The organism is Bacillus sp. FSL K6-1366, from assembly GCF_037976695.1.
GTDB classification, from domain to species: Bacteria; Bacillota; Bacilli; order Bacillales; family Bacillaceae; genus Bacillus; species Bacillus subtilis.
The window spans coordinates 1,722,473-1,743,716 of sequence record NZ_CP150268.1 but is presented as its reverse complement, the minus strand read 5'-3'; the positions used below and the strand labels follow the sequence as shown (position 1 = coordinate 1,743,716).

Annotated in this window: 15 protein-coding genes and 1 pseudogene; 11 read left to right on the top strand and 5 right to left on the bottom strand. The window is 42.9% G+C overall.

Features of this window, described 5'->3' with window-relative positions:
• The first annotated feature begins 49 nt into the window (after positions 1 to 49).
• Positions 50 to 1,522, top strand: a complete 1,473-nt coding sequence (pucI, locus tag MHI44_RS09095) for an allantoin permease (RefSeq protein WP_339203357.1) — start codon at positions 50 to 52, stop codon at positions 1,520 to 1,522.
• Positions 1,523 to 1,627: 105 nt separating this feature from the next.
• Positions 1,628 to 3,034: a right-handed parallel beta-helix repeat-containing protein gene (locus tag MHI44_RS09090; RefSeq protein WP_015251035.1), complete on the top strand. Its 1,407-nt coding sequence runs from the start codon at positions 1,628 to 1,630 to the stop codon at positions 3,032 to 3,034.
• Between the two features lie 90 nt (positions 3,035 to 3,124).
• Here MHI44_RS09090 and MHI44_RS09085 read toward each other — a convergent pair whose 3' ends face one another.
• Both MHI44_RS09085 and MHI44_RS09080 read right to left on the bottom strand, forming a co-directional pair.
• On the bottom strand, positions 3,125 to 4,315 hold the full coding sequence (locus tag MHI44_RS09085) for an MFS transporter (protein ID WP_086344409.1): 1,191 nt from the start codon (positions 4,313 to 4,315) through the stop codon (positions 3,125 to 3,127).
• A gap of 21 nt (positions 4,316 to 4,336) precedes the next feature.
• On the bottom strand, positions 4,337 to 4,750 hold the full coding sequence (locus tag MHI44_RS09080) for a MarR family transcriptional regulator (protein ID WP_003227771.1): 414 nt from the start codon (positions 4,748 to 4,750) through the stop codon (positions 4,337 to 4,339).
• Between the two features lie 224 nt (positions 4,751 to 4,974).
• Here MHI44_RS09080 and MHI44_RS09075 point away from each other — a divergent pair, with 224 nt between their 5' ends.
• From MHI44_RS09075 to flhP, 5 genes are all read left to right on the top strand, one after another.
• Positions 4,975 to 5,085, top strand: coding sequence for a protein usd (locus MHI44_RS09075; RefSeq protein WP_010886628.1), 111 nt, complete (start codon positions 4,975 to 4,977; stop codon positions 5,083 to 5,085).
• Between the two features lie 14 nt (positions 5,086 to 5,099).
• On the top strand, positions 5,100 to 5,381 hold the full coding sequence (gene spoIIID, locus MHI44_RS09070; RefSeq protein ID WP_003221804.1) for a sporulation transcriptional regulator SpoIIID: 282 nt from the start codon (positions 5,100 to 5,102) through the stop codon (positions 5,379 to 5,381).
• 165 nt (positions 5,382 to 5,546) lie between these two features.
• Entirely contained in the window at positions 5,547 to 6,548 is a 1,002-nt protein-coding gene (gene mbl, locus MHI44_RS09065) for a cell shape-determining protein Mbl (protein WP_003227776.1), read from the top strand.
• A gap of 162 nt (positions 6,549 to 6,710) precedes the next feature.
• Positions 6,711 to 7,523, top strand: coding sequence for a flagellar hook-basal body complex protein FlhO (gene flhO / locus MHI44_RS09060; RefSeq protein WP_167408516.1), 813 nt, complete (start codon positions 6,711 to 6,713; stop codon positions 7,521 to 7,523).
• Positions 7,524 to 7,555: 32 nt separating this feature from the next.
• Complete coding sequence (flhP, locus tag MHI44_RS09055; RefSeq protein WP_046381383.1) at positions 7,556 to 8,365, top strand: flagellar hook-basal body complex protein FlhP; 810 nt, start codon at positions 7,556 to 7,558, stop codon at positions 8,363 to 8,365.
• A 22-nt stretch (positions 8,366 to 8,387) separates the two neighbouring features.
• On the opposite strand, the gene rapD is transcribed toward flhP, so the two are convergent.
• Positions 8,388 to 9,452, bottom strand: coding sequence for an aspartate phosphatase RapD (gene rapD / locus MHI44_RS09050; RefSeq protein WP_029318731.1), 1,065 nt, complete (start codon positions 9,450 to 9,452; stop codon positions 8,388 to 8,390).
• Positions 9,453 to 9,643: 191 nt separating this feature from the next.
• On the opposite strand from rapD, the gene fabZ reads away from it, so the two are divergent.
• Together fabZ and mscL are read left to right on the top strand one after the other, a co-directional pair.
• A complete protein-coding gene (fabZ, locus tag MHI44_RS09045) occupies positions 9,644 to 10,069 on the top strand; it encodes a 3-hydroxyacyl-ACP dehydratase FabZ (protein ID WP_003221796.1) in 426 nt (141 codons plus the stop codon).
• A gap of 72 nt (positions 10,070 to 10,141) precedes the next feature.
• On the top strand, positions 10,142 to 10,537 hold the full coding sequence (gene mscL / locus MHI44_RS09040) for a large conductance mechanosensitive channel protein MscL (protein WP_015251040.1): 396 nt from the start codon (positions 10,142 to 10,144) through the stop codon (positions 10,535 to 10,537).
• Between the two features lie 46 nt (positions 10,538 to 10,583).
• Here the strand turns inward: mscL and MHI44_RS09035 are convergent, their stop codons facing one another.
• Together MHI44_RS09035 and MHI44_RS09030 are read right to left on the bottom strand one after the other, a co-directional pair.
• Complete coding sequence (locus tag MHI44_RS09035) at positions 10,584 to 11,555, bottom strand: histidine kinase (protein ID WP_250497629.1); 972 nt, start codon at positions 11,553 to 11,555, stop codon at positions 10,584 to 10,586.
• Positions 11,556 to 11,780: 225 nt separating this feature from the next.
• A pseudogene (locus MHI44_RS09030) lies at positions 11,781 to 13,046 on the bottom strand (sensor histidine kinase); the annotation flags it as partial.
• Between the two features lie 806 nt (positions 13,047 to 13,852).
• Between MHI44_RS09030 and MHI44_RS09025 the strand changes: the two are divergent.
• Complete coding sequence (locus MHI44_RS09025; protein ID WP_339203354.1) at positions 13,853 to 14,929, top strand: response regulator; 1,077 nt, start codon at positions 13,853 to 13,855, stop codon at positions 14,927 to 14,929.
• A 317-nt stretch (positions 14,930 to 15,246) separates the two neighbouring features.
• Complete coding sequence (locus tag MHI44_RS09020) at positions 15,247 to 21,210, top strand: SpaA isopeptide-forming pilin-related protein (protein ID WP_339203353.1); 5,964 nt, start codon at positions 15,247 to 15,249, stop codon at positions 21,208 to 21,210.
• Positions 21,211 to 21,244: the final 34 nt, after the last annotated feature.

Here is a 21,244-nt window from a genome sequence, read left to right as displayed (position 1 = left end):
AAACATAACATGTGACGACATATAGACAATATGGAAAGGGGAGCCGGCTATGAAATTAAAAGAGAGTCAGCAGCAATCCAACAGGCTGAGCAATGAAGATCTGGTGCCTTTGGGACAGGAAAAACGGACGTGGAAAGCAATGAACTTTGCCTCCATTTGGATGGGATGTATACATAATATACCGACATACGCGACGGTGGGAGGATTAATCGCGATCGGCCTTTCGCCTTGGCAGGTGCTGGCGATCATTATTATGGCATCGCTTATCTTATTTGGCGCTCTTGCCTTAAACGGCCATGCGGGGACAAAATACGGGCTGCCGTTTCCAGTGATCATCCGGGCTTCTTATGGGATATACGGCGCAAATATCCCGGCGCTTCTGAGGGCGTTTACAGCGATCATGTGGCTTGGCATCCAGACCTTTGCGGGCAGCACGGCACTGAACATTTTGCTTTTGAATATGTGGCCGGGCTGGGGGGAAATTGGCGGCGAGTGGAACATTCTCGGCATTCACTTGTCCGGTTTGCTTTCCTTTGTATTCTTTTGGGCCATTCATTTACTCGTATTGCATCACGGCATGGAGTCGATTAAACGTTTTGAGGTGTGGGCAGGGCCTTTAGTGTATCTGGTATTTGGCGGCATGGTATGGTGGGCCGTTGATATTGCCGGAGGATTGGGCCCGATATACTCTCAACCAGGAAAGTTTCATACGTTTTCAGAAACATTCTGGCCGTTTGCTGCCGGAGTTACTGGCATCATCGGCATCTGGGCGACATTGATCTTAAATATACCTGATTTTACACGGTTTGCTGAAACACAAAAAGAGCAAATCAAAGGACAATTTTACGGTTTGCCGGGAACATTTGCGCTGTTCGCATTCGCTAGTATTACGGTGACCTCCGGCTCGCAGGTCGCGTTCGGAGAGCCGATTTGGGATGTTGTCGATATTTTGGCGCGGTTTGATAACCCTTATGTCATCGTCTTGTCCGTGATCACGCTCTGCATCGCCACGATCTCTGTAAATGTTGCGGCGAACATCGTATCGCCCGCTTATGATATAGCGAATGCCCTGCCGAAATATATCAATTTCAAACGTGGCAGCTTTATCACAGCGTTGCTCGCTTTATTTACGGTTCCATGGAAGCTGATGGAGAGCGCGACAAGCGTGTATGCGTTTCTTGGCTTAATAGGCGGCATGCTTGGACCGGTGGCAGGCGTGATGATGGCCGACTATTTTATCATTCGCAAACGTGAGCTCTCGGTAGATGACCTGTATTCCGAAACAGGACGGTATGTGTATTGGAAGGGCTACAATTACCGTGCGTTTGCAGCCACAATGTTAGGAGCGCTGATTTCGCTGATTGGCATGTATGTTCCTGTATTGAAGAGCTTATACGATATTTCTTGGTTTGTAGGTGTGCTGATTTCCTTTCTTTTCTACATTGTTCTGATGCGTGTTCACCCGCCTGCATCATTGGCAATTGAAACAGTTGAACATGCGCAGGTCCGCCAGGCTGAATAAGATCTATTTAGACGGTATATTTTCATATTTTTGAAATGGTTTTCCATAAATAGAACATTTATAATGGTTTTAGAAATCTATTCTAAAACGAAATGGGAATCGAAAATGAGAAAATGGTATTTTATTCTTTTGGCGGGTGTTTTAACGTCTGTCATCCTCGCTTTCGTTTATGATAAGACAAAAGCGAATGAGGAAGGATCTGGGGATTATCTGTATGTTTCGCCAAATGGCAGTGATCAAAATGAAGGAACAAAAGAAAAGCCGTTTCGTACATTGGCACACGCATCTGAGAAGGCTGCTGCCGGCACAACGGTCATGATTCGGGAGGGCACGTATCATGAGACCCTTGATGTAAAGCACAGCGGTACGGACGGAAAGCCTGTCACATTCCGAAACTATGAAAATGAAAACGTCGTGATTAGCGGTGAATCCGTTGCGAACGCTGAATATGAAACACCGCTTATTCGTATTCACGATAAACATGACATTGCCATCAGCGGTTTAACAATTCAAGATCTTTCTGTTTCATCTGAGGAAGCAACTGCTATAGGGATTTATGTATCAGGGTCCAGCAGTCATATCGCCATTAAGGATAATCACATCCGGGGGATTAAGACAACAGCGGATGAAGGAAATGCTCACGGAATCGCAGTTTATGGGACTGGCAGCATGAAAGACATCCGAATCGAGGACAATACAGTTGAGAAACTGACGCTTGGAGCGAGTGAAGCAGTTGTGCTGAACGGTAATATCGACGGCTTCACAGTTGCAGGCAATGTGGTCCGCAACAATAATAACATCGGGATTGATCTAATTGGTTATGAGGGAACCGCGGATAAAAACGATTACGTGCGAAACGGAGTCGTAGAAAACAATACAGTTTATCAAAACTCGACTTACGGCAATCCTGCTTATGGAGATGAATACTCAGCGGGCGGGATTTATGTCGATGGAGGACACGATATCGAAATTAAGAACAACACAGTTTACGATAACGATATTGGGATTGAAGCAACGTCTGAACACAAAGGAAAGTATGCAAATGCCATTCAGATCACAGACAACAAAGTGTACAACAATGCGTACACCGGTATTTCAATCGGAGGATATGACAAAAAGCGGGGCGGCACCAGCAATTCTCTGATTGCCCGCAATATTATGTACCGGAATGACACAAAGGGACTGTACGGCGGACAGCTGCTGCTGCAGTACGATACGAAAAACAACACAATTGAAAAGAATATATTGACGGCCGGTGATTCCAGATTATTTATCGGAAACGATTTTACAGAAAATGAAGGAAATACGGTCAATCATAACGTGTACCACAAGGAAGCGGATCAAGACGGCATATGGATGTGGAAAAAGAAAGAATATGATTCATTTTCTTCGTATCGAAAAGCAACAAAAAACGATCAGCAATCCATTTATGCCGACCCGATGTTTCGTGATGAAGCGTCCTATGATTTTTCGTTAGATCCTGATTCACCTGCGCGGCCTGTCATTGAATAATTGCTATAAGCGGCGTTCTCTCGTTCAACCGAGAGGGCGCCGTGTTTTAATGGAAAAAAGACTGCCGGGATTTCCCGGCAGTCTGACAAGTTATTCTGCAATAGACACTTTTCCTTCAGCCTCAGCAGGTTTTTTCTGGCTCCACGTGTAGAGAAGCAGAGCAATTAAAACGAACAGCCCCGCTGTTAAATAAATGGCAGAGAAGCCGGCAGATGCTACAAACAATCCGAATACATACGATCCTACAGCAATTCCGCTGTCAAAGAAGGTAAAGAACGTTGCCGTCGCAAAACCGGAGCGGTGAGCCGGAGATTTCTGAATCGCCAATGTTTGCATGCAAGGAACGATTGATCCGTAGCCAAGACCGATAACCGCCCCTGAAAGCAGAAGCATTAAGCCGCTATGTGTGAAGGACAGCATGCAGAGTCCGACAGAGAAAATCAGGATTGATGGATAAATGACAATGCCCGGTCCGACTTTGTCGAACAATTTCCCTGTGAACGGGCGTGCAATCATCATTGTCACCGCAAAACAAACAAAGAAATATCCGCTGATATCCGAAAGGTCAACTGATTTGGCGAATACAGACAGATATGATGTGACTGTTGAATAACAGAAAGAAATAAACAAACCGACCGTCGCAATTTTGAGTGCGCCCTTTTCAAACATATCCGAGAACGCAAAACGGAATACAGTCGTACCGCTGTCCTTACTTTGCGGCACTTTTATCAAGAACGAAACAAGTAAGCCCGCAACCATAAACAGCGCAAAGGCTGTAAAGAATACAGGGAAGCTTACCACTCTCATCAAATTCAGACCAAGGAAAGGCCCGATCGCCATAGCGAGGTTCATAGACATGGCAAAGTATCCAAGCCCTTCACCGCGCCGTTTGGCTGGAATAATATCAGCGGCAATTGCACCTGTAACAGTCGTTAAAATGCTGAACCAAATTCCTTGGAAGAACCGCAATCCGAGCAGCAGGGAAAAGCTATGAATCGGCATATACAGAAAAGATGATAGGGCGAAGAGCGCCATTGATACAATCGCCATTCTTTTCTTCCCGAAACGCTCAACGATGGCTCCGGAGAAAGGCCGTGTAATGATCGCAGACAGAAGGAACAGGCTGATTAAAAGCCCGCCTTGTGATTCTGTGCCGCCAAGCTCTTGCAGCGTATAGATCGGCAATACAGTTAAAAATGTATAAAAGAACACAAACACAAATAAATTGACAAGCAGGACCATAATAAAATCCTTGGTCCATATCGCATCCGCTTTTTTCAAATGTATGTCACTTCCTTATTTTCATTGTTGTAAAAACATGCGGAATAAATGAGAAAAAGCTTCTTTATCTTCATCCCGGAAATCAGCAAGCAGCTCTTCCTCGAATTTCAGCATTTTCACATTGATTTCTTCGTATTTTTTCTCGGCTTCTTTTGTGAGGACAACAAGTTTTTCCCGTTTGTCTTCACCTTGCCGTCTCTGAACCCAGCCGTTCTCCTCCAGGCGTTTGATCGTCCGAGTCACAGTCGGCGCTTCCACATTTAAATAGGACCAAATCTCTTTTTGAGTCATTGGTCCGATCGTACGCAAACAATATAAAACTGACCATTGAGATGAATAAAGGCCGAATGGCTCTAGCTGTTCATTGGCTTTCTTGGCAATCAGGCGGGCGCTTTGGTTGATTTGATGAATGAGGTGTCTGTTGACGTAGGACATGTCGGTCTCCTTCTAAAAAACTTACCTAAGTAACTAATTGCTTATTTCATTTTACAGGAGCGATCAATAGTTGTAAAGATGAAAATTTAGTGACGCGAAATAGTTTGATGAATCTGAAAAAGTTCGTTTCACCCCTTGTCCTTATTGAGTTTTTAGCATATTCCCAAAAGAATGCTAATACACTGTTACAAACCTAACAAAGAGAGTGTTTGAGGTGAGGGATCGTGGGCATATTTCACAAACTTACTTTTAAAACCATACAACGAAGAAGCGGCATAATGAACGACTCTTTACAGAATACGGATCTCATTTCACACTTCTCACATCCATTTTAGGGAGGTCGAGTGGTGTGCACGATTACATCAAAGAGCGAACAATCAAGATAGGGAAGTACATCGTGGAGACAAAGAAAACCGTTCGTGTCATTGCGAAGGAATTTGGTGTTTCCAAAAGTACAGTACACAAGGATTTAACAGAGCGTCTGCCTGAAATTAACCCCGACTTGGCAAACGAAGTGAAAGAAATACTCGATTATCATAAATCCATCAGGCATTTAAGAGGAGGAGAAGCGACAAAGCTCAAATATAAAAAAGATGAAATTCTCGAAGGAGAGCCTGTTCAGCAATCGTAATCACCTGGCATTGCCTTCTTGAAATCGTTCATAAAACATCCGCAAAAATTTGTAAAGAACTTATTGTGCTTCCAACTTTTTTTCTATATTTTATGATAATATATATAATTAGGGCACAATGTGGATATTTACTGTGAAACAGATTTTCAAGGAGGATATAAATAGATGTTTGCAAGGGATATTGGTATTGACCTCGGTACTGCAAATGTACTGATCCATGTTAAAGGTAAAGGAATTGTTCTGAATGAACCTTCCGTTGTTGCACTTGATAAAAACAGCGGCAAAGTGCTGGCGGTTGGCGAAGAGGCAAGACGAATGGTTGGACGTACACCTGGGAATATTGTTGCGATTCGCCCGCTGAAAGACGGAGTTATTGCTGACTTTGAAGTAACAGAAGCAATGCTGAAACATTTTATTAACAAGCTGAATGTAAAAGGCCTGTTCTCAAAGCCGCGCATGCTCATTTGCTGCCCGACGAATATTACATCCGTTGAGCAAAAAGCAATCAAAGAAGCTGCAGAAAAAAGCGGCGGGAAACATGTGTACCTTGAAGAAGAACCTAAAGTTGCCGCTATCGGCGCGGGTATGGAAATATTCCAGCCAAGCGGTAACATGGTTGTAGACATCGGAGGCGGGACGACGGATATCGCGGTTATTTCAATGGGCGATATTGTCACCTCCTCTTCTATTAAAATGGCTGGGGACAAGTTTGACATGGAAATCTTAAATTATATCAAACGCGAGTACAAGCTGCTGATCGGCGAACGTACTGCGGAGGATATTAAGATTAAAGTCGCAACTGTTTTCCCAGACGCACGTCACGAGGAAATTTCCATTCGCGGACGGGACATGGTTTCCGGTCTTCCAAGAACAATTACAGTAAACAGTAAAGAAGTTGAAGAAGCCCTTCGTGAATCTGTCGCTGTTATTGTTCAGGCTGCGAAACAAGTGCTCGAAAGAACACCGCCTGAACTTTCTGCTGATATTATTGATCGCGGCGTTATTATTACCGGCGGAGGCGCGCTCTTAAACGGCCTTGACCAGCTGCTTGCTGAAGAGCTGAAGGTACCGGTCCTCGTTGCTGAAAATCCTATGGATTGCGTAGCCATCGGCACAGGTGTCATGCTTGATAATATGGACAAGCTTCCTAAACGCAAACTAAGCTGATTTCACAAACCTCATTCTGAAAAAGAATGAGGTTTTTTTATGAAAAAGCCTTCACGAAAAGATGTTAAATGACGATAATAGGATAAAATACTGAGTTTTTATTATAGAACGAACGTTCCTATATAACAACTGGAAAAAATGCCATTTTTAGAGGTGGGAAATTTGTTAAAAGGATTATATACAGCAACATCCGCAATGATTGCCCAGCAGCGAAGAACGGAAATGCTTTCAAATAATATTGCTAACGCAAATACATCAGGATATAAAGCTGATCAAGGCTCGATGCGCGCGTTCCCTGAAATGCTGCTCAGCAGAATAGAATCAAAATCTCCGGCCGGGACATCGAGGACGGAAATCGGTTCCGTGAATACCGGAGTGTATATGCAGGAGCTCAAGCCTCTCTTCACACAGGGAAGCCTGAAGTCCACAGATCAGCCTACAGACATTGCATTGATCGAAAATCAAGTTCCGATGAATGCGGAAACCAATGAAAAAGCTGCTCTTTTTTATCCGGTTCAAACAGCGGATGGAATCCGTTATTCAAAAAGCAGCACATTTTCACTAAATGAGAACAACCAGCTGACGATCAACGGACGCCCTATTTTATCGACGGGTCGCCAGCCAATCACTGTTGATAATGAGAATTTTACTGTGTCTGAAAACGGTACTGTGACAACGAACGGACGCACAGCCGGCCAGATTGATGTCAGAATGGCGGAAGATGTCCGCAATCTCAAACGGGACGGAAATGATTTGTACAGCACGGCGGACGGTAATGATCTGCCAAGCGCAGCCGGAAACAATCAGGTATCCTATTCATTAAAACAAGGCGTCTCAGAGCTTTCAAACGTGGATGTGACGAGCGCCTATACAGAAATGACTGAAGCGTACAGATCGTTTGAGGCGAATCAGAAGGTTATTCAGGCTTACGATAAAAGTATGGATAAAGCAGCGAATGAAATCGGAAAAATTTAAGATAACGGAAGAAAAAACGGGGGACATCAACTATGCTCAGGTCAATGCTAACGGCATCAACAACCTTAAACCAGCTGCAGCAGCAGATTGACACAATCAGCAGCAACCTTTCAAACAGCAACACAACCGGCTATAAGGCAAAAGATACGAATTTTTCTGAGCTTGTCAGACAGCAATTCGATCAGGTTGATGAAAAAAACGAGGAAGTGGCAAAAGCCCGAAAAACGCCGCCCGGCTTGCGCCTTGGCGTCGGAGCGATGATGAATTCACGCCTTGTCTCTGATCAAGGTAGCATTCAGAAGACGGATCGCGATCTGGATATCGCATTTACGTCTCCATACCAGTATCTTCAGGTCAATGTAAATGGAAACCGCCAGTATACGAGAGACGGAGCATTATATTTAACGCCTTCAGCCAATAATGCCAACCAGCTGCAGCTCGTCACTGGAAATGGGTATCCCGTACTTGATGAGAACGGCAATACAGTGAACATCGACAGCTCAATGAAGAATATCACCATCAATAAGAACGGCACCTTAACCGCATCTGACGGAAACGCGGTTCAGCGGTTTAATCTTGGCGTTGTCCAAGTGAATAACCCTCAAGAGCTGAAATCCGAAGGGAATAACCTTTTCTCTATTGATAATGCGGCAGCTTTTGAAGAGCTGAACGGCGCTAATAGACAAAACATCGGCATGCAGCAGGGCTCACTTGAGATGTCCAATGTCGATATTTCAGAACAAATGACAGATTTGATCACGTCCCAGCGTTCATATCAGCTGAACAGCAGAACGATCACAATGGGAGATCAAATGCTCGGTTTAATCAATTCAGTCAGATAATAAGAAAATGGGCGTTTTTCAATCAGCCGCGCATGATAAAAAAAGCGGCTTTTTCGAAATCGTCCTTTTTTTTGTAGTATTCCGTAATATCTTCTAACAGCACTTCTAAATCCACCCACGCCTCGATTTTTTCTAATTCAAGCACATATTCGAGCAGCTGCTCATAAGGGTCTTCGGCTGATGTGTAGAGGGCTTCAAGCGTTTTTAATTTTAAATAAATGGTTTGAATGTCTACCTTTTCAGATAATTCTTTTCCTTTTTGAAGGACGGCTTTAGCTTCTGTGATGTTCCCTGTTTTAAAAAGCGCTCTGACAGACTCGTACACACAATGAAGATATGAGACTGGTGAATTCATCTCAAATTCTTGATTCTTTAATACTTTCCTAAAGTAAAGAAGCGCTTCCTGGTCTTTTTTCTCGGTCGCTTTTAAAAAGCCAAGGTTATAATAAGCATGGCATAGCAGGTTTTCGTCATGTAGTTGCTGGGTTTTCTTAATGATTTCTTTGAAAAGCTGTTCAGCTTTTTCATAGCGTTCTTGATCAATATAATTCACGGCGAGCAAAAGTTTACAGGTGATTACCTTTTTGATATAGCCGAATTGGTGCAAATAGATGTGTAATGCTTTTTTGACGTATTGGACGGAAAGCGGCGGTGATTTCATCAAGTAATAGGCGCCGGCGGTTTGATAATATAAATCAGCGGCTTCAAACGTATTGTGAATGGCGGCCAGGTACTGTTCAGCTTTTTTAAAATGATGTACTGCATGTTTCGGAGCTGTTTTTACCATCTCATATAACCCAGAGAAAAAATACAGATAATATTTCAATTCATCATCCATTTTGTCTTCCAGGCCATATAGGTCATCGAACAATGAATCGAGTCCGTTCTGGTTTTCAAAAAGCAGCTGATGGCGGGCCTGAAACAATTGATAACGCATCCAAAGTTTTGTGTTCTTTTTGATCTTTGGAAGGTGCTGATCAATTTTCTCTTTCAGTGTGCAAACGTGATTCATTTTGCGTTTGCTCATTGCGGAATACCACTCGTCTAACATGTTTAGCATTCTTTTTTCAATAAACTTCGAAATCATTTTCCTACCTCTTTGCTATTGGTAAAATCTATAATTATCATATCATAACTTTTGACGGCTCTCATTGACAGTTGGTTACATTTTAGCGCGGTTGAAAAAGAGATTAATTCATAATATACTTTTCAAATGTACAGATTGGATCTTTGATGATTGCTATACATACTAATGCAGATGAAGGAGATGTCAAGACAATGCTTGATACTCAGCAAATTAAAGAAATTATTCCTCACCGTTATCCGTTTTTGCTTGTGGATCGGATTACGGAAGTTGAAGAGGGCAAACGGGCAAAAGGCTATAAAAATGTAACCGCTAATGAAGAGTTCTTTAACGGACATTTTCCTCAGTACCCGGTTATGCCCGGCGTATTAATCGTAGAAGCACTCGCTCAAGTCGGAGCTGTTGCGATGTTGATTAAAGAAGAAAACCGCGGCAGACTGGCTTTTTTTGCAGGCATTGATAACTGCCGCTTTAAAAAACAAGTCAAGCCTGGTGACCAGCTTCACCTTGAGGTTGAAATCATTCGTGCCCGCGGCACAATCGGGCGCGGAAAAGGCGTTGCCACAGTTGATGGCGAAGTCGTTTGCGAAGTAGAACTGACTTTTGCCCTCGGAGAATAATTGAAAAAAGGCAGATGGCCAGCGGCACATTTGTCTTTTTTTCTTTACAAATATAGAAAAGCAGGTGATTGTATGTGGAATGAATTTAAAGCCTTTGCCATGCGGGGGAATATCCTAGACCTTGCGATTGGTGTTGTGATAGGCGGCGCTTTCGGAAAGATCGTCACATCTCTAGTAAATGATATCATTATGCCTTTGGTCGGTTTGCTGCTGGGAGGGCTTGACTTTTCAGGCCTGTCGTTTACGTTTGGCGATGCTGTAGTGAAGTATGGCAGCTTTATACAGACGATTGTGAACTTCTTAATTATATCGTTCTCCATTTTTATCGTCATTCGGACTTTGAATGGGTTAAGGCGCAAAAAAGAAGCAGCAGAAGAAGAGGCTGCGGAGGAAGCGGTGGATGCGCAGGAGGAGCTGCTGAAAGAAATCAGAGACCTGCTGAAGCAGCAAGCAAAGACGCCGGAATAAAAAAGATGCCGTTAGAAACGGCGTCTTTTTTTATCTCAATTTTCGTTTAGGTTTGTTCTGTGTCCTTCAGTTCTTTAGGGCTTCCTGTTGTTTCAGCGAGATGAATGAGCATTGAGACAGAGGTGCCTGCATCCGGAGTGCTGCTGATCATCAACTCGCTTCCGCAAAAATGTTTCAGCCGCTGATTGATATTTTTCAATCCGACGCTGCGATCAAAATCCGTTGATAAGAGATCTATTTGTTTTTCCGGAGTTATCCCGGGACCGTTATCCTCTACTTTGATGTGATACTCATTTTTGCTTTGTTTTTTAGCTGTCAGTTTGATCCATCCTCCGCCTCTTTTCTTGCTGACACCATGAAGAACGGCATTTTCCACCAAGGGCTGAATCATTAAAGGCGGAAGGATAAAGTCAATGTCTTCATCTATATCGAAAAGAACCTCAAGCCGATTACCGAATCGCGTCTTTTCTATAGAAAGATAGGAATTGATAATCGAAAGCTCATGTCTGAAGGAACTGATGGCTGATGTATTTTGAAAGTCAAAACTCATTCTTAAATAGTTGGTAAATTCCTCTGTTACCTCCCGGGCCTTTTCAATATCCAAATGAGTGAGAGAAATAATCGTGTTTAATACATTATAAAGAAAATGAGGCTTGATTTGCGACTGGAGAAACGCCATTTCCATTCTTGTGGCTTGATTTGCTGTATGTTTCATCATGATCAGGTTTTGAATACGCGCCATAAATTCAGAGTAATGATAAGGTTTTTGCAAAATGTCATTCGCTCCGGCATGAAAAGCCTTGTATTTGTCATGGCCGATAATGGCAGCTGTAATGATCAGAACCGGAAGATCAACCATGCTGAATCGTTCACGAATTTTCATACAGACTTCGAAACCAGTCATATCCGGCATCATCAAGTCCAAAATAACCAAATCAAGGTTTGTGCAAGAGATGATTTCTAATGCTTCCTTTCCGTTCTTCGCAGCAATCACATTGTAGGGCACACCTTCAAGCATATCGCTCAAAATTTTTAAACTGTCAATGTTATCATCGACAATCAGGATGGTTGGAGCGTCAATATGCTCAGAGTAATAAGGCGTGCTAAATGAGATATCTGATAGATCTCTCTCGGATTGTAATTCAGGAAGGCGTTTTTTTGTTTCAGATACAGGTTCATTTTGGGCGATCGGCAAGGTGAAATGGAATGCCGAACCTTTTCCTTCTTCCGATTCGACCCAAATGTCTCCGTTATGGAGCTGAACCAGCTGTTTGACAATGCTGAGGCCAAGACCAGCACCATCGTCTTTATTCTTTTCGGCTTGCTGAAAAGACTCAAAGATGGTTTGCCGATCGGCTTCTGAAATGCCGCTTCCTGTATCTGCTACTGTCACTTTGATCATGTTATCGTTCAGTCTTGAAGCAGAAAGTGTGATTTGGCCCTCTGTTGTATATTTGATTGCATTGTCTACTAAATTGGTTAATATTTGGCGGAAGCGGTTTTCATCTGCGAGCACTAAAGGAAGATCGTCAGGGATATGGTTCATCATATTCAAGTTTTTATGTCTCGATAAAAGATTGTAGAAATTCATTTCCGAACAAACTAAAGTATAAATATCAACAGGAACCGGGTGGATTTGAAGCATGCCTTGCTTTATTTTTTCTAAATCCAGGATGTCATTTACCAGATTGGACAGCCTGTAGCCCATGCGGATGACGAGCTGCATGTTTTCTTTCTCTTCTTCTATCGTTCTTTTTCCTTTGCCGGCCAGCAGGGTCTGGCATATATTAATGATGCTGTTCAGCGGTGTTTTGAATTCATGTGATGTTTTGGCAATGAATTCATCCTTTAGCCGGTCACTTCTGAGCAATTTCCACGACAGCACTTCATTTTCACGGAATGCTCCGGCAAATTGCTGCGCCATCAGCAGAACGATCGCCAGTAAAGCGATAACTGTTGGCAATGAATAAATCGAATTAAAAGAAAAGGCCGTTTTGCCGCTGTAAGCTGAAATGGTGGTTAAAATGACAAAAGCACTCATTGATATAGATGCAATAGTAAGATACAGACTTCCTTCCATTTTGCGGATCGCAGCAATCGTAAAAATATATGTAATATAAACCAGAGTCGAGACGGCTAGCACAGAATGTAAGATGTACGAGGTATGGCCGATAAAACCCACGGTTAAAAAATCTGTGACTAAGACCAGCCCGGAAGAAACAGTGGCAATGCGAATAAAACGCTTTGAAACAATCCCTCTGTAAGCAAAAAAGAGATAGAGAAAAACCGCAATGCTGACGAGCACTGTAGAGATGGACCTCAGTGAATTTAGCAGTGAAAATGAAATTGACGGATAGAGGAGAAATATAATCCGCTCTTTTCCGATCATCAGAATAATGAACGAAAACAGAAGACACATAACAGAAAAAAACAACAAATGTTTATCTTTTTTTCTTTGCAGGAAAAAGCCCAGAAAATATAATCCGGTAATGAAAAAAGCTGTAATCATGATTGTATCATTAAGAAAGGAAATTTTGTTTTCCCGCACTATTTGCTCCTGGGTGCCAAAAGTAATTGGCTTTGCGATTCCCCATCCCGGCGTTTTTCCGAAGTTCGAAAATTGTACGACAAGTTCATTGTCACCCTTGTGAAGCGTAAAAAAGCTCGTATATGGGCGGTTTTGTGCCGCAAAATCAGGTTTATTTGAAGGGTTGCCGCTTTGGCCAATGAATTGTCCATTAAAATAGATGCGATTGGCACTGTAAATAAACGACGTGCTGATCCCAAAAACCTGATTGTCTTGCTTTGATCTGATGGTCAGCTTATACGTTCCGTAATCCACATTGATACCCTGCTTGGCCAGCTTCACATTGCTGGGGACATCAACGAAGAGAGGATCTTTTCCTTTTGCTGAAGCGATCTCTTTTGGTGACAGAATCTGATTTGGATACAATGTCCATTCTCCGTTCAGCTGTACATTCCCATCCTTCTGAAAATTCCACTTCTCCAGGTTCATGACCCCATGCCTTGCCGCAGGAAGCGTTGTTCCAGAAAAATGGTCAATGGCAATGAAAACCATAAAAAATGCAGCGTAACCGAAAATAATCGAAGTAAAGATGAATTTTTCTTTCATATTATAGCTCCTTTATTCAAGCAGGCTCATTCTAAATTCCTACCTTTTTATAAATATTGTAAGTGCAAAATTTCAAAAACTACAATAGAAAGAAAAAGAATCCAGATAAAGGGGTTATTTGTCATGATATAATAGAAGTTATTTACTGATATCTCGATTTTACATATAGGGTGGGATGTTTTGTGAAAGCGTTAATTGTTGATGATGAGCACTTGGCATTGCTTCATTTTAAGAAAATGCTTGAACGAACAAACGCCTTTCAATCTATTATGGCGTATCAAGATCCGGTTGAGGCCTTAGAGCATCCTGAGACTCCTGCTGTAGATGCGGTGTTTCTTGATATTGAAATGCCGGGGGTAAACGGCATTGAGCTTGCTGAGGCGATTCAATCGATGAATGAAAACATCCAAGTCGTTTTCATCACGGCTTATAATGAGTTTGCTATCAAGGCGTTTGAGCTGAATGCCATTGATTATTTGCTGAAGCCTGTCATATACAAGCGGCTTGAGACAACTGTTGAACGAATCAAAACGAATAATATGCTGAGACAAAATGCAGAAAATACCGAGGCGCATTTTTCCATCCAATGCTCTGGGAGCTTGCAGTTTCATCAAACCTTAAAGGATGTCAAAACAAGCATTCCAGTCAAGTGGAGAACGTCGAAAGCACGTGAAATATACTTATTTTTACTTCACAATCAAGGCCATGTGGTCAGTAAAGACATGCTAATCGATCTTTTTTGGCCTCATTACGATGTTTCAAAAGCAAGCACCCAACTTTACTCAACCATTTATCAAATACGAAAATTATTCAGCCAGATCCCTTTCAGCCAAACTATCGAGAAGACTGATACTGGATATATTCTTCGGCTTTCAGGCGCAAAAATCGATGTTGTGGAATGGGAAAAATCGCTAAAAGGGGCGCCGCCGCTCAATACGGCTACATTACATCTGCACATGGATATTTTCATGTCCTATCAAAATCATTACCTAATGGAGCACGGTTATCTTTGGGCAGAACCGGAAAAGACGCGTCTTTCCCAGCTTTGGCTTGGAAAGGCCTATGAACTGATCGATTATCATATTCATGATATGAACGATCATCAAGCGATGGACATTTGCCTGCAAGCGGAGAAAATTGAGCCATGCGATCATAAAATTATGCAATACAAGCTGCAGCTATTCAACAAAAACGGGAAGGTAGAAGAGGCGATAAAAGAATATCAGCGTTACAAACAAATGAAGGATCAAATTAATTAAAGAACTCCAAACCAGTATGTGTCGATTGCTTTTCGATGCACACTGGTTTTTTTGTGCACTTAAAGGGAAGGCCTTCGCCATATGTCTCCTGGGTGAAACTTCAACTCTCTCCAATTCACTTCAATCATACATGATTTCTGAGTTGTACAGAAATTGTATAGTTCCATTTCATACAATGTAGTTTGGTTCGGATGGCAAATCTTAGTTTTGAAACTCATTCGGTATTAGCAGTTCTTTTTGGGGGATGAGACATGATGTTATGGTCTCGCGGATCAATCGGCAAGTGAAAGATAGATAAGAAAGGGAGGAATGAAAAGTTGAGAACGAGGAGTTTTCCCTTAGGGCTGAAAAAAAGCGGGCGGATCGTTATGATCATAAGCCTTGCCATCTTTTTCTTCTTCAGCCAGATCGCCAGCTATACTCTTACAGCACAGGCTGTGGACGTAACGTCAAGTGACAGCCAATTCTTCGATTCGGTAACAGTTAAGGACGCAAAGAGTCAGATTGTTGACGGATCAAAAGGAAACGAACCGGCATTAACGCCGGGGGATGAAGTGACACTGACATATGAATGGTCATTGAAAAAAGATAAAGAAGCAGATAGCAAACAGGAAATCAATGTGGAGATACCTAAAAGCTTTACATTTGATAAAGGTGCAGAAGGTGAGATCAAATCTGCTGATCAGGTCATCGGCAGCTATCAAGTGCCGGCGGGCAGCAGCACCATGACAGTAAAATTAACAACTGCATCCGCGGATTCTCCTGATGCCAAGGGGACCATTACACTGCCAGCTAAGTTTTCTGCAGATGTAAAAGAAGATGAACATACAGCAGCAGCCCTTTTTCAGCTAGGCGGAGGCAAAACCCAGCAGGTGATCATTCCTGTTAAGAAAGAGGAGACACCAGATGCCGAGGCGGAAGAGCCAAAAAACGACTCTTCTGATACTGCGGGTGATCAGGAAGGGAAAGATGATAAACCTGCACCTTCAGTCAGCAAGGATCAAAAAGAGGAAGAACAGCAGCCGTCAGATGACTCTAAGAGCGGCGAAGCCTCTAAGAGTGATGATTCAAAAAAAGTGTCATCCTCAAGTCAATCAGCTTTCAAAAGCTTGCAAACTGAAGAAAAACAAATCACGCAACATATTTTAACTGGCGTGACGTTGACGGACGAAAACGGTAAGCCATATGACAAGGGCAATCGCGCCAATACGAATTCTCCGGTGAAAATTTCAATTGATTGGGCTATTCCTGACGATTTAGGAAAAACGATCAATGCCGGCGATAAATATGAATTTGATTTGCCTAAAGAATTTATTATGCATAATGACATTGTGAACCTGCCGTTAGGCGCCGGAGACACCACCTACGGGACATTTTCTATTGATACGAACGGACATGTGGTGATGACATTTAACGGCGAGGTAAAAGAAAGTTCTAATGTCAAAGGCACATTGGTTATCAATACGCAGTTCAACGAGAAAAAAATAACGGGTTCGACAACACAAAAGATTCCATTTCCTGTGAATGCCGATACTCCTGAAACAACAGTTTATTTTAAACCCAATGTGAGTAAAACCATTGATAAATCAGGTGTGCTGGATAAAGGCATCAACCCTGGTAAAGTAACATGGACGGTCGATGTCAATAAAAAGTTGGATCAAGTCAAAAATGCTAAACTCACGGAAAGCCTTCCAGATGGCGTAATCTACCGTTCAGTTAAAGTGTATGAACTCAATGTGAACATTGATGGTTCTGTCAGCAGAGGAAATGAAGTTTCTTCCGGCTACAGTGTTGATTCAAAAGGAAATGTCACATTTGACGGGACAATTGATTCAGCCTACCGCCTTGTATACGAAACCGACATTGACAATGGTGCGAAGCCGAGTGAAGGCGGAAATATAACGCTGACGAATAAGGCGGCATTCAGCGGAGACAACCTGGAACCCATTTCTGCAGAAGCCACTGTTGCAGCCAAGTATGGAAAAATGATCGCGAAATCATCGACCGGCTATGATGGAGAATCTCAAACATTCAGCTGGGCTCTTGCATACAACTACGGTGAGAAACAGATCGACCAATCCAAGGCCAGCATTAAAGATTCTTTTGGAACTGGTGATTTGCATCTTGTGAAAGATTCTTTGAAGGTTATTCCTATTACCTTTGGTCAGAATGGCAGCGAGCAAGCGGGCAGGCCTTTAAAGGAAGGCGAGGACTACACGCTCATCGATAATGGAAGCGGATTTGAAGTCAAATTTAATAAAAACGTAACGAGCGCTTACAAAATCACATATCAAACAAAGGTCAACAGCGGAGTGATCATTGATAAATCTACAACATACACCAATAGCGTTGTGACCGGAACAGGGGATTCAAAAGAAGCTTCTGGAATAGCCATTCAGCAAAATCTCATCAAAGGATATTCAAACGTTGATTATGAGAAGAAGACGGCTGATTGGACGATTACAGTTAATAAAAATAAATACTTGATGAACAATTGGACTTTGGATGATCAATTTGAAAGCGGCGGAATGGTTCTGCTTGATGAATCGTTCAAGCTTCAAGACACAACGAACAACAAAACATTACAGAAAGACAAAGACTACACGTTAACAAAAAAACCTGATCATAAAGGCTTTACTTTGGCATTGATCGGGGATTATGCAAAAACAGACAGTCAATTTAAGATCACTTATACGACAACGTTCAATGCCGATTATTCTAACGAAAGCGTTAAGAATACAGCTCAGTCGACATGGACTGATCAAAACGGCAATGAGCGCACGAATAAGGTATCAAGCGGTTTTACGCCGAATAATCAGACGACAAACAATGGTTTCAAGAACGGTTCATACAACGCGGTTTCAAAGGAAATCACGTGGAAAATCGGCGTCAATTATAATGGCGAGCCGACGAAAAACCCTTATATCAAAGATGCCATAACAGATCCTCAGCAATTTGTGCCGGGTTCCGTTGTGGTTAAGAGCTATACGATCAATAAAAACGGCTCCATCACAGAAGGAGACGCGCTTGATCCTTCCAAGTATGATGTCGAAGAGCCTTCTGCAAAAAATGAACGCACGCTGACGGTACACCTTAAAACAGGCGATTCTGTACCATATCTGATTGAGTTTAAGACATCACTCAAAGGACAGGTCATTGATCAGAATCAGTACACAAACAAGGCAACCTACTATAATGACGGTTATGCAGACCGCACACTGACGGGCTCTGTTTCAGTTACGAACGGAGGAAGTCTGGTTTTCAAAGGCGGTAAACAAAATGGAAGCTATATCGATTGGAACATCAATGTCAACTCCAGCCAATCAACGCTGGATGACGTAAAAGTTACTGATACGCCGGATGAAAATCAAATATTAGATGCGGATTCTTTTAAAGTGTATCAAGCAAAATATGATGAAAACGGAGTGGTCAAAGACAGCAGTGGAAATCTGACTGCGGGAGATGTCGAGCTTCAAAAAGACAAAGACTACACGTTAGACATCAAAACGGACAATACAACAGGTGAACAATTGTTTGTCCTGAAATTCATAGGCAGCTATAAACAAATTGACCGCGCCTATGTGATCAAATACCGGTCACTGATTAACATAGCCGGCACGAACGGCCACGTTAAAAATAAGGTGTCCATTTCAGGAACAAATGTGAAGGAGCAGACTCAAGAAAACAGCAGCTCGATCTTTGTTGCCATTTCAAGCGGCGACGGTTCCGGATCCGGAGAAAAAGGAAGCCTGACGATTTTTAAGACTGGAGAGGACGATAAAGCTCTTGAAGGAGCAGAATTCCAGTTATGGTCTGAGGACTCCAAACAGCTCCTCCGCACTGGTACGACGGATGCCGGCGGGAAGCTTACATTCGGAAATATTCGCTACGGTTCCTATGTATTAAAAGAAGTCAAAGCGCCTGACGGATATACCATCAGTGATGCTTATGCAAAAGGAGTCTCTGTTAAGATAGACAGCAACTCCTCCAAGACAGGAGCGCTGCACAAAGTCATAAATCAACAGAACAAGGTGACGCTTATCAAACAAGACGAACAAAACAATCCTTTGGCGGGTGCTGTTTTCAAGCTGGAGAAAAAATCAAATGACGGCACCTATACTCTCATACGAACAGATATAAAATCTGATAAAAACGGAAAAGTAGAAATGAACGGTTTGCCGGCGGGCTACTATCGCTTGACAGAAACACAAGCTCCTGAAGGCTTTATCGTAAATACAAAAGCGATTCACTTCTCAGTCGCAAAGAATGAAAAGAATCAAGTGTCCGACGTTAATTTAGGGAAAATGACCAACTATCAAGGAAAAGTCTCACTGACGAAGGAAAATGCTGAAGGCCAGAAACTTGAAGGCGCAGTATTCAACATTGTCGATCAAGATGGAAAGGTCGTTCAAGAGAAGCTGACTTCAGATAAAGACGGTAAAATCGAGGCTTCGGGTCTTGCGCCGGGACGCTACGCCTTTGTGGAAATAAAAGCGCCAGCCGGCTATGTGCTGAATACAAAGAAAAAAGAATTTACCATCTCAGAATCTGCAGCAGGAAAGCCTGAAGCCGCAGATGCCGGAATCGCCGTTAACGATAAAGGCTCTGTTGAGCTGACGAAGGAAGATGCCGATGGCCAGAAGCTTGAAGGAGCCGTCTTTAAGATTATCGACAAGGAAGGTAATGCGGTTCAAGAAGGACTGACCTCAGATAAAAATGGGAAAGTCGCAGCTTCAGGCCTTGCACCGGGACACTACGCTTTTGTTGAAACGAAAGCGCCAGCGGGCTATTTGCTGAATACAGAGAAAATTGAGTTTGAGATCTCTGATTCCTCTGAAGGAAAGCCTGAAGCTACAGATGCCGGGATCGCTACTAACCATAAAGGCTCCGTTGAGTTGACGAAGGAAAATGCTGAAGGCAAGAAGCTTGAAGGTGCAGTATTCAATATTGTCGACGAGGAAGGAAATACGGTTCAAGAAGAGCTGACTTCCGATAAAGATGGAAAAGTAAAGGCTTCGGGCCTTGCGCCGGGACGTTACGCCTTTGTTGAAACGAAAGCGCCAGCCGGTTATGTGCTGAACACGGAGAAAATAGAGTTTACCATCTCAGAATTTGCAGCAGGAAAGCCTGAAGCCGCAGATGCCGGGATCGCCGTGAACTATCAAGGATCGGTTCAGCTGATGAAGGAAGATCAAGATGGAAAAGGCTTGGCAGGCGCGGTATTCAAAATCACGGACAGCAATGGGAAAACAGTGAGAGACGATCTAGTCTCAAAAGAAGGCGGCAAAATTGAAGTTGACGGGTTAGCGCCGGGAAGCTATCAATTTATCGAAAAACAGGCGCCAGATGGATATCTTTTATCAGAAAAGCCAGTGTCATTCACCATTAAAGCAGAATATGGCGGCAAACCTGAGCAAGTGAAAGCAACAGCGGTTAATACGAAGAACCTTGTTGTCCTCACCAAAGTGGATCAGCATGATCAGCATAAAGTTCTGCAAGGTGCGGAGTTCAATTTGACAGATACCAACGGCAAAGTGCTGAAGTCCGGTTTGGTTACCGATGACAAAGGACAAATCACGGTGCACGGCCTTAAAGCTGGCGAATATCAGTTTGTTGAAACAAAAGCGCCTAAAGATTATGAGTTGGACCAAACTCCTATATCGTTCAAGATCACAAACACAGACACGAAAACAGTCGAAATCACCGCGGAAAACATATTGGCACCAGGTGACGTAAATGTGAAAAAAGTGGATCAAGACGATAAAAATACCGTTTTGGAGGGCGCTGAATTCAAGTTATTGGACGAAAGCGGCAAGCCTGTAAAAACTGACGGGTATGGAAAAGAGCTTTCTGAACTCTGGAAAACAGATCAAAATGGGCAGTTCACTGTAAAAGGCCTTGCGCCGGGAAGCTACCAGTTGATTGAAACGAAGGCACCCGAAGGTTACAAACTTGACGAAACACCGATTGAATTCACAATTGAAAAAGGACAGTCAAAAGCTGTTGAGATCGTTGTTTCTAATCAAAAAGTGAAAACACCAACGCCTGATAAGCATGATCATCCTGATAAACCTGCACCGGGTGGAAATGGAAAAGATGATGGAGATCATCCGAATACCAATGGTACAGATGGCAGCTCGGATGGTCAGTCGAACACAGACAAAACCCTCCCAAAAACCGGAGATACAGACAGCATGCTGACAGCAATGATCGGTATCCTGCTGCTTATGGCAGGCGGAGGCTTAGCTGTTGCCTCAAGAAAGAAACAAAGAAAAGGATAAAGTTGAAGGCACCTGATCATTGAAGAATCGATCA

Excerpts from the sequence above, each read along its gene's own strand:
- MHI44_RS09090 (WP_015251035.1), top strand. The coding sequence starts at position 1,628 with ATGAGAAAATGGTATTTTATTCTTTTGGCGGGTGTTTTAACGTCTGTC.
- fabZ (WP_003221796.1), top strand. The coding sequence starts at position 9,644 with ATGCTTGATACTCAGCAAATTAAAGAAATTATTCCTCACCGTTATCCG.
- flhP (WP_046381383.1), top strand. The coding sequence starts at position 7,556 with ATGCTCAGGTCAATGCTAACGGCATCAACAACCTTAAACCAGCTGCAG.
- mbl (WP_003227776.1), top strand. The coding sequence starts at position 5,547 with ATGTTTGCAAGGGATATTGGTATTGACCTCGGTACTGCAAATGTACTG.
- MHI44_RS09080 (WP_003227771.1), bottom strand. The coding sequence starts at position 4,750 with ATGTCCTACGTCAACAGACACCTCATTCATCAAATCAACCAAAGCGCC.
- rapD (WP_029318731.1), bottom strand. The coding sequence starts at position 9,452 with ATGATTTCGAAGTTTATTGAAAAAAGAATGCTAAACATGTTAGACGAG.
- pucI (WP_339203357.1), top strand. The coding sequence starts at position 50 with ATGAAATTAAAAGAGAGTCAGCAGCAATCCAACAGGCTGAGCAATGAA.
- MHI44_RS09035 (WP_250497629.1), bottom strand. The coding sequence starts at position 11,555 with ATGCTTGAAGGTGTGCCCTACAATGTGATTGCTGCGAAGAACGGAAAG.
- mscL (WP_015251040.1), top strand. The coding sequence starts at position 10,142 with ATGTGGAATGAATTTAAAGCCTTTGCCATGCGGGGGAATATCCTAGAC.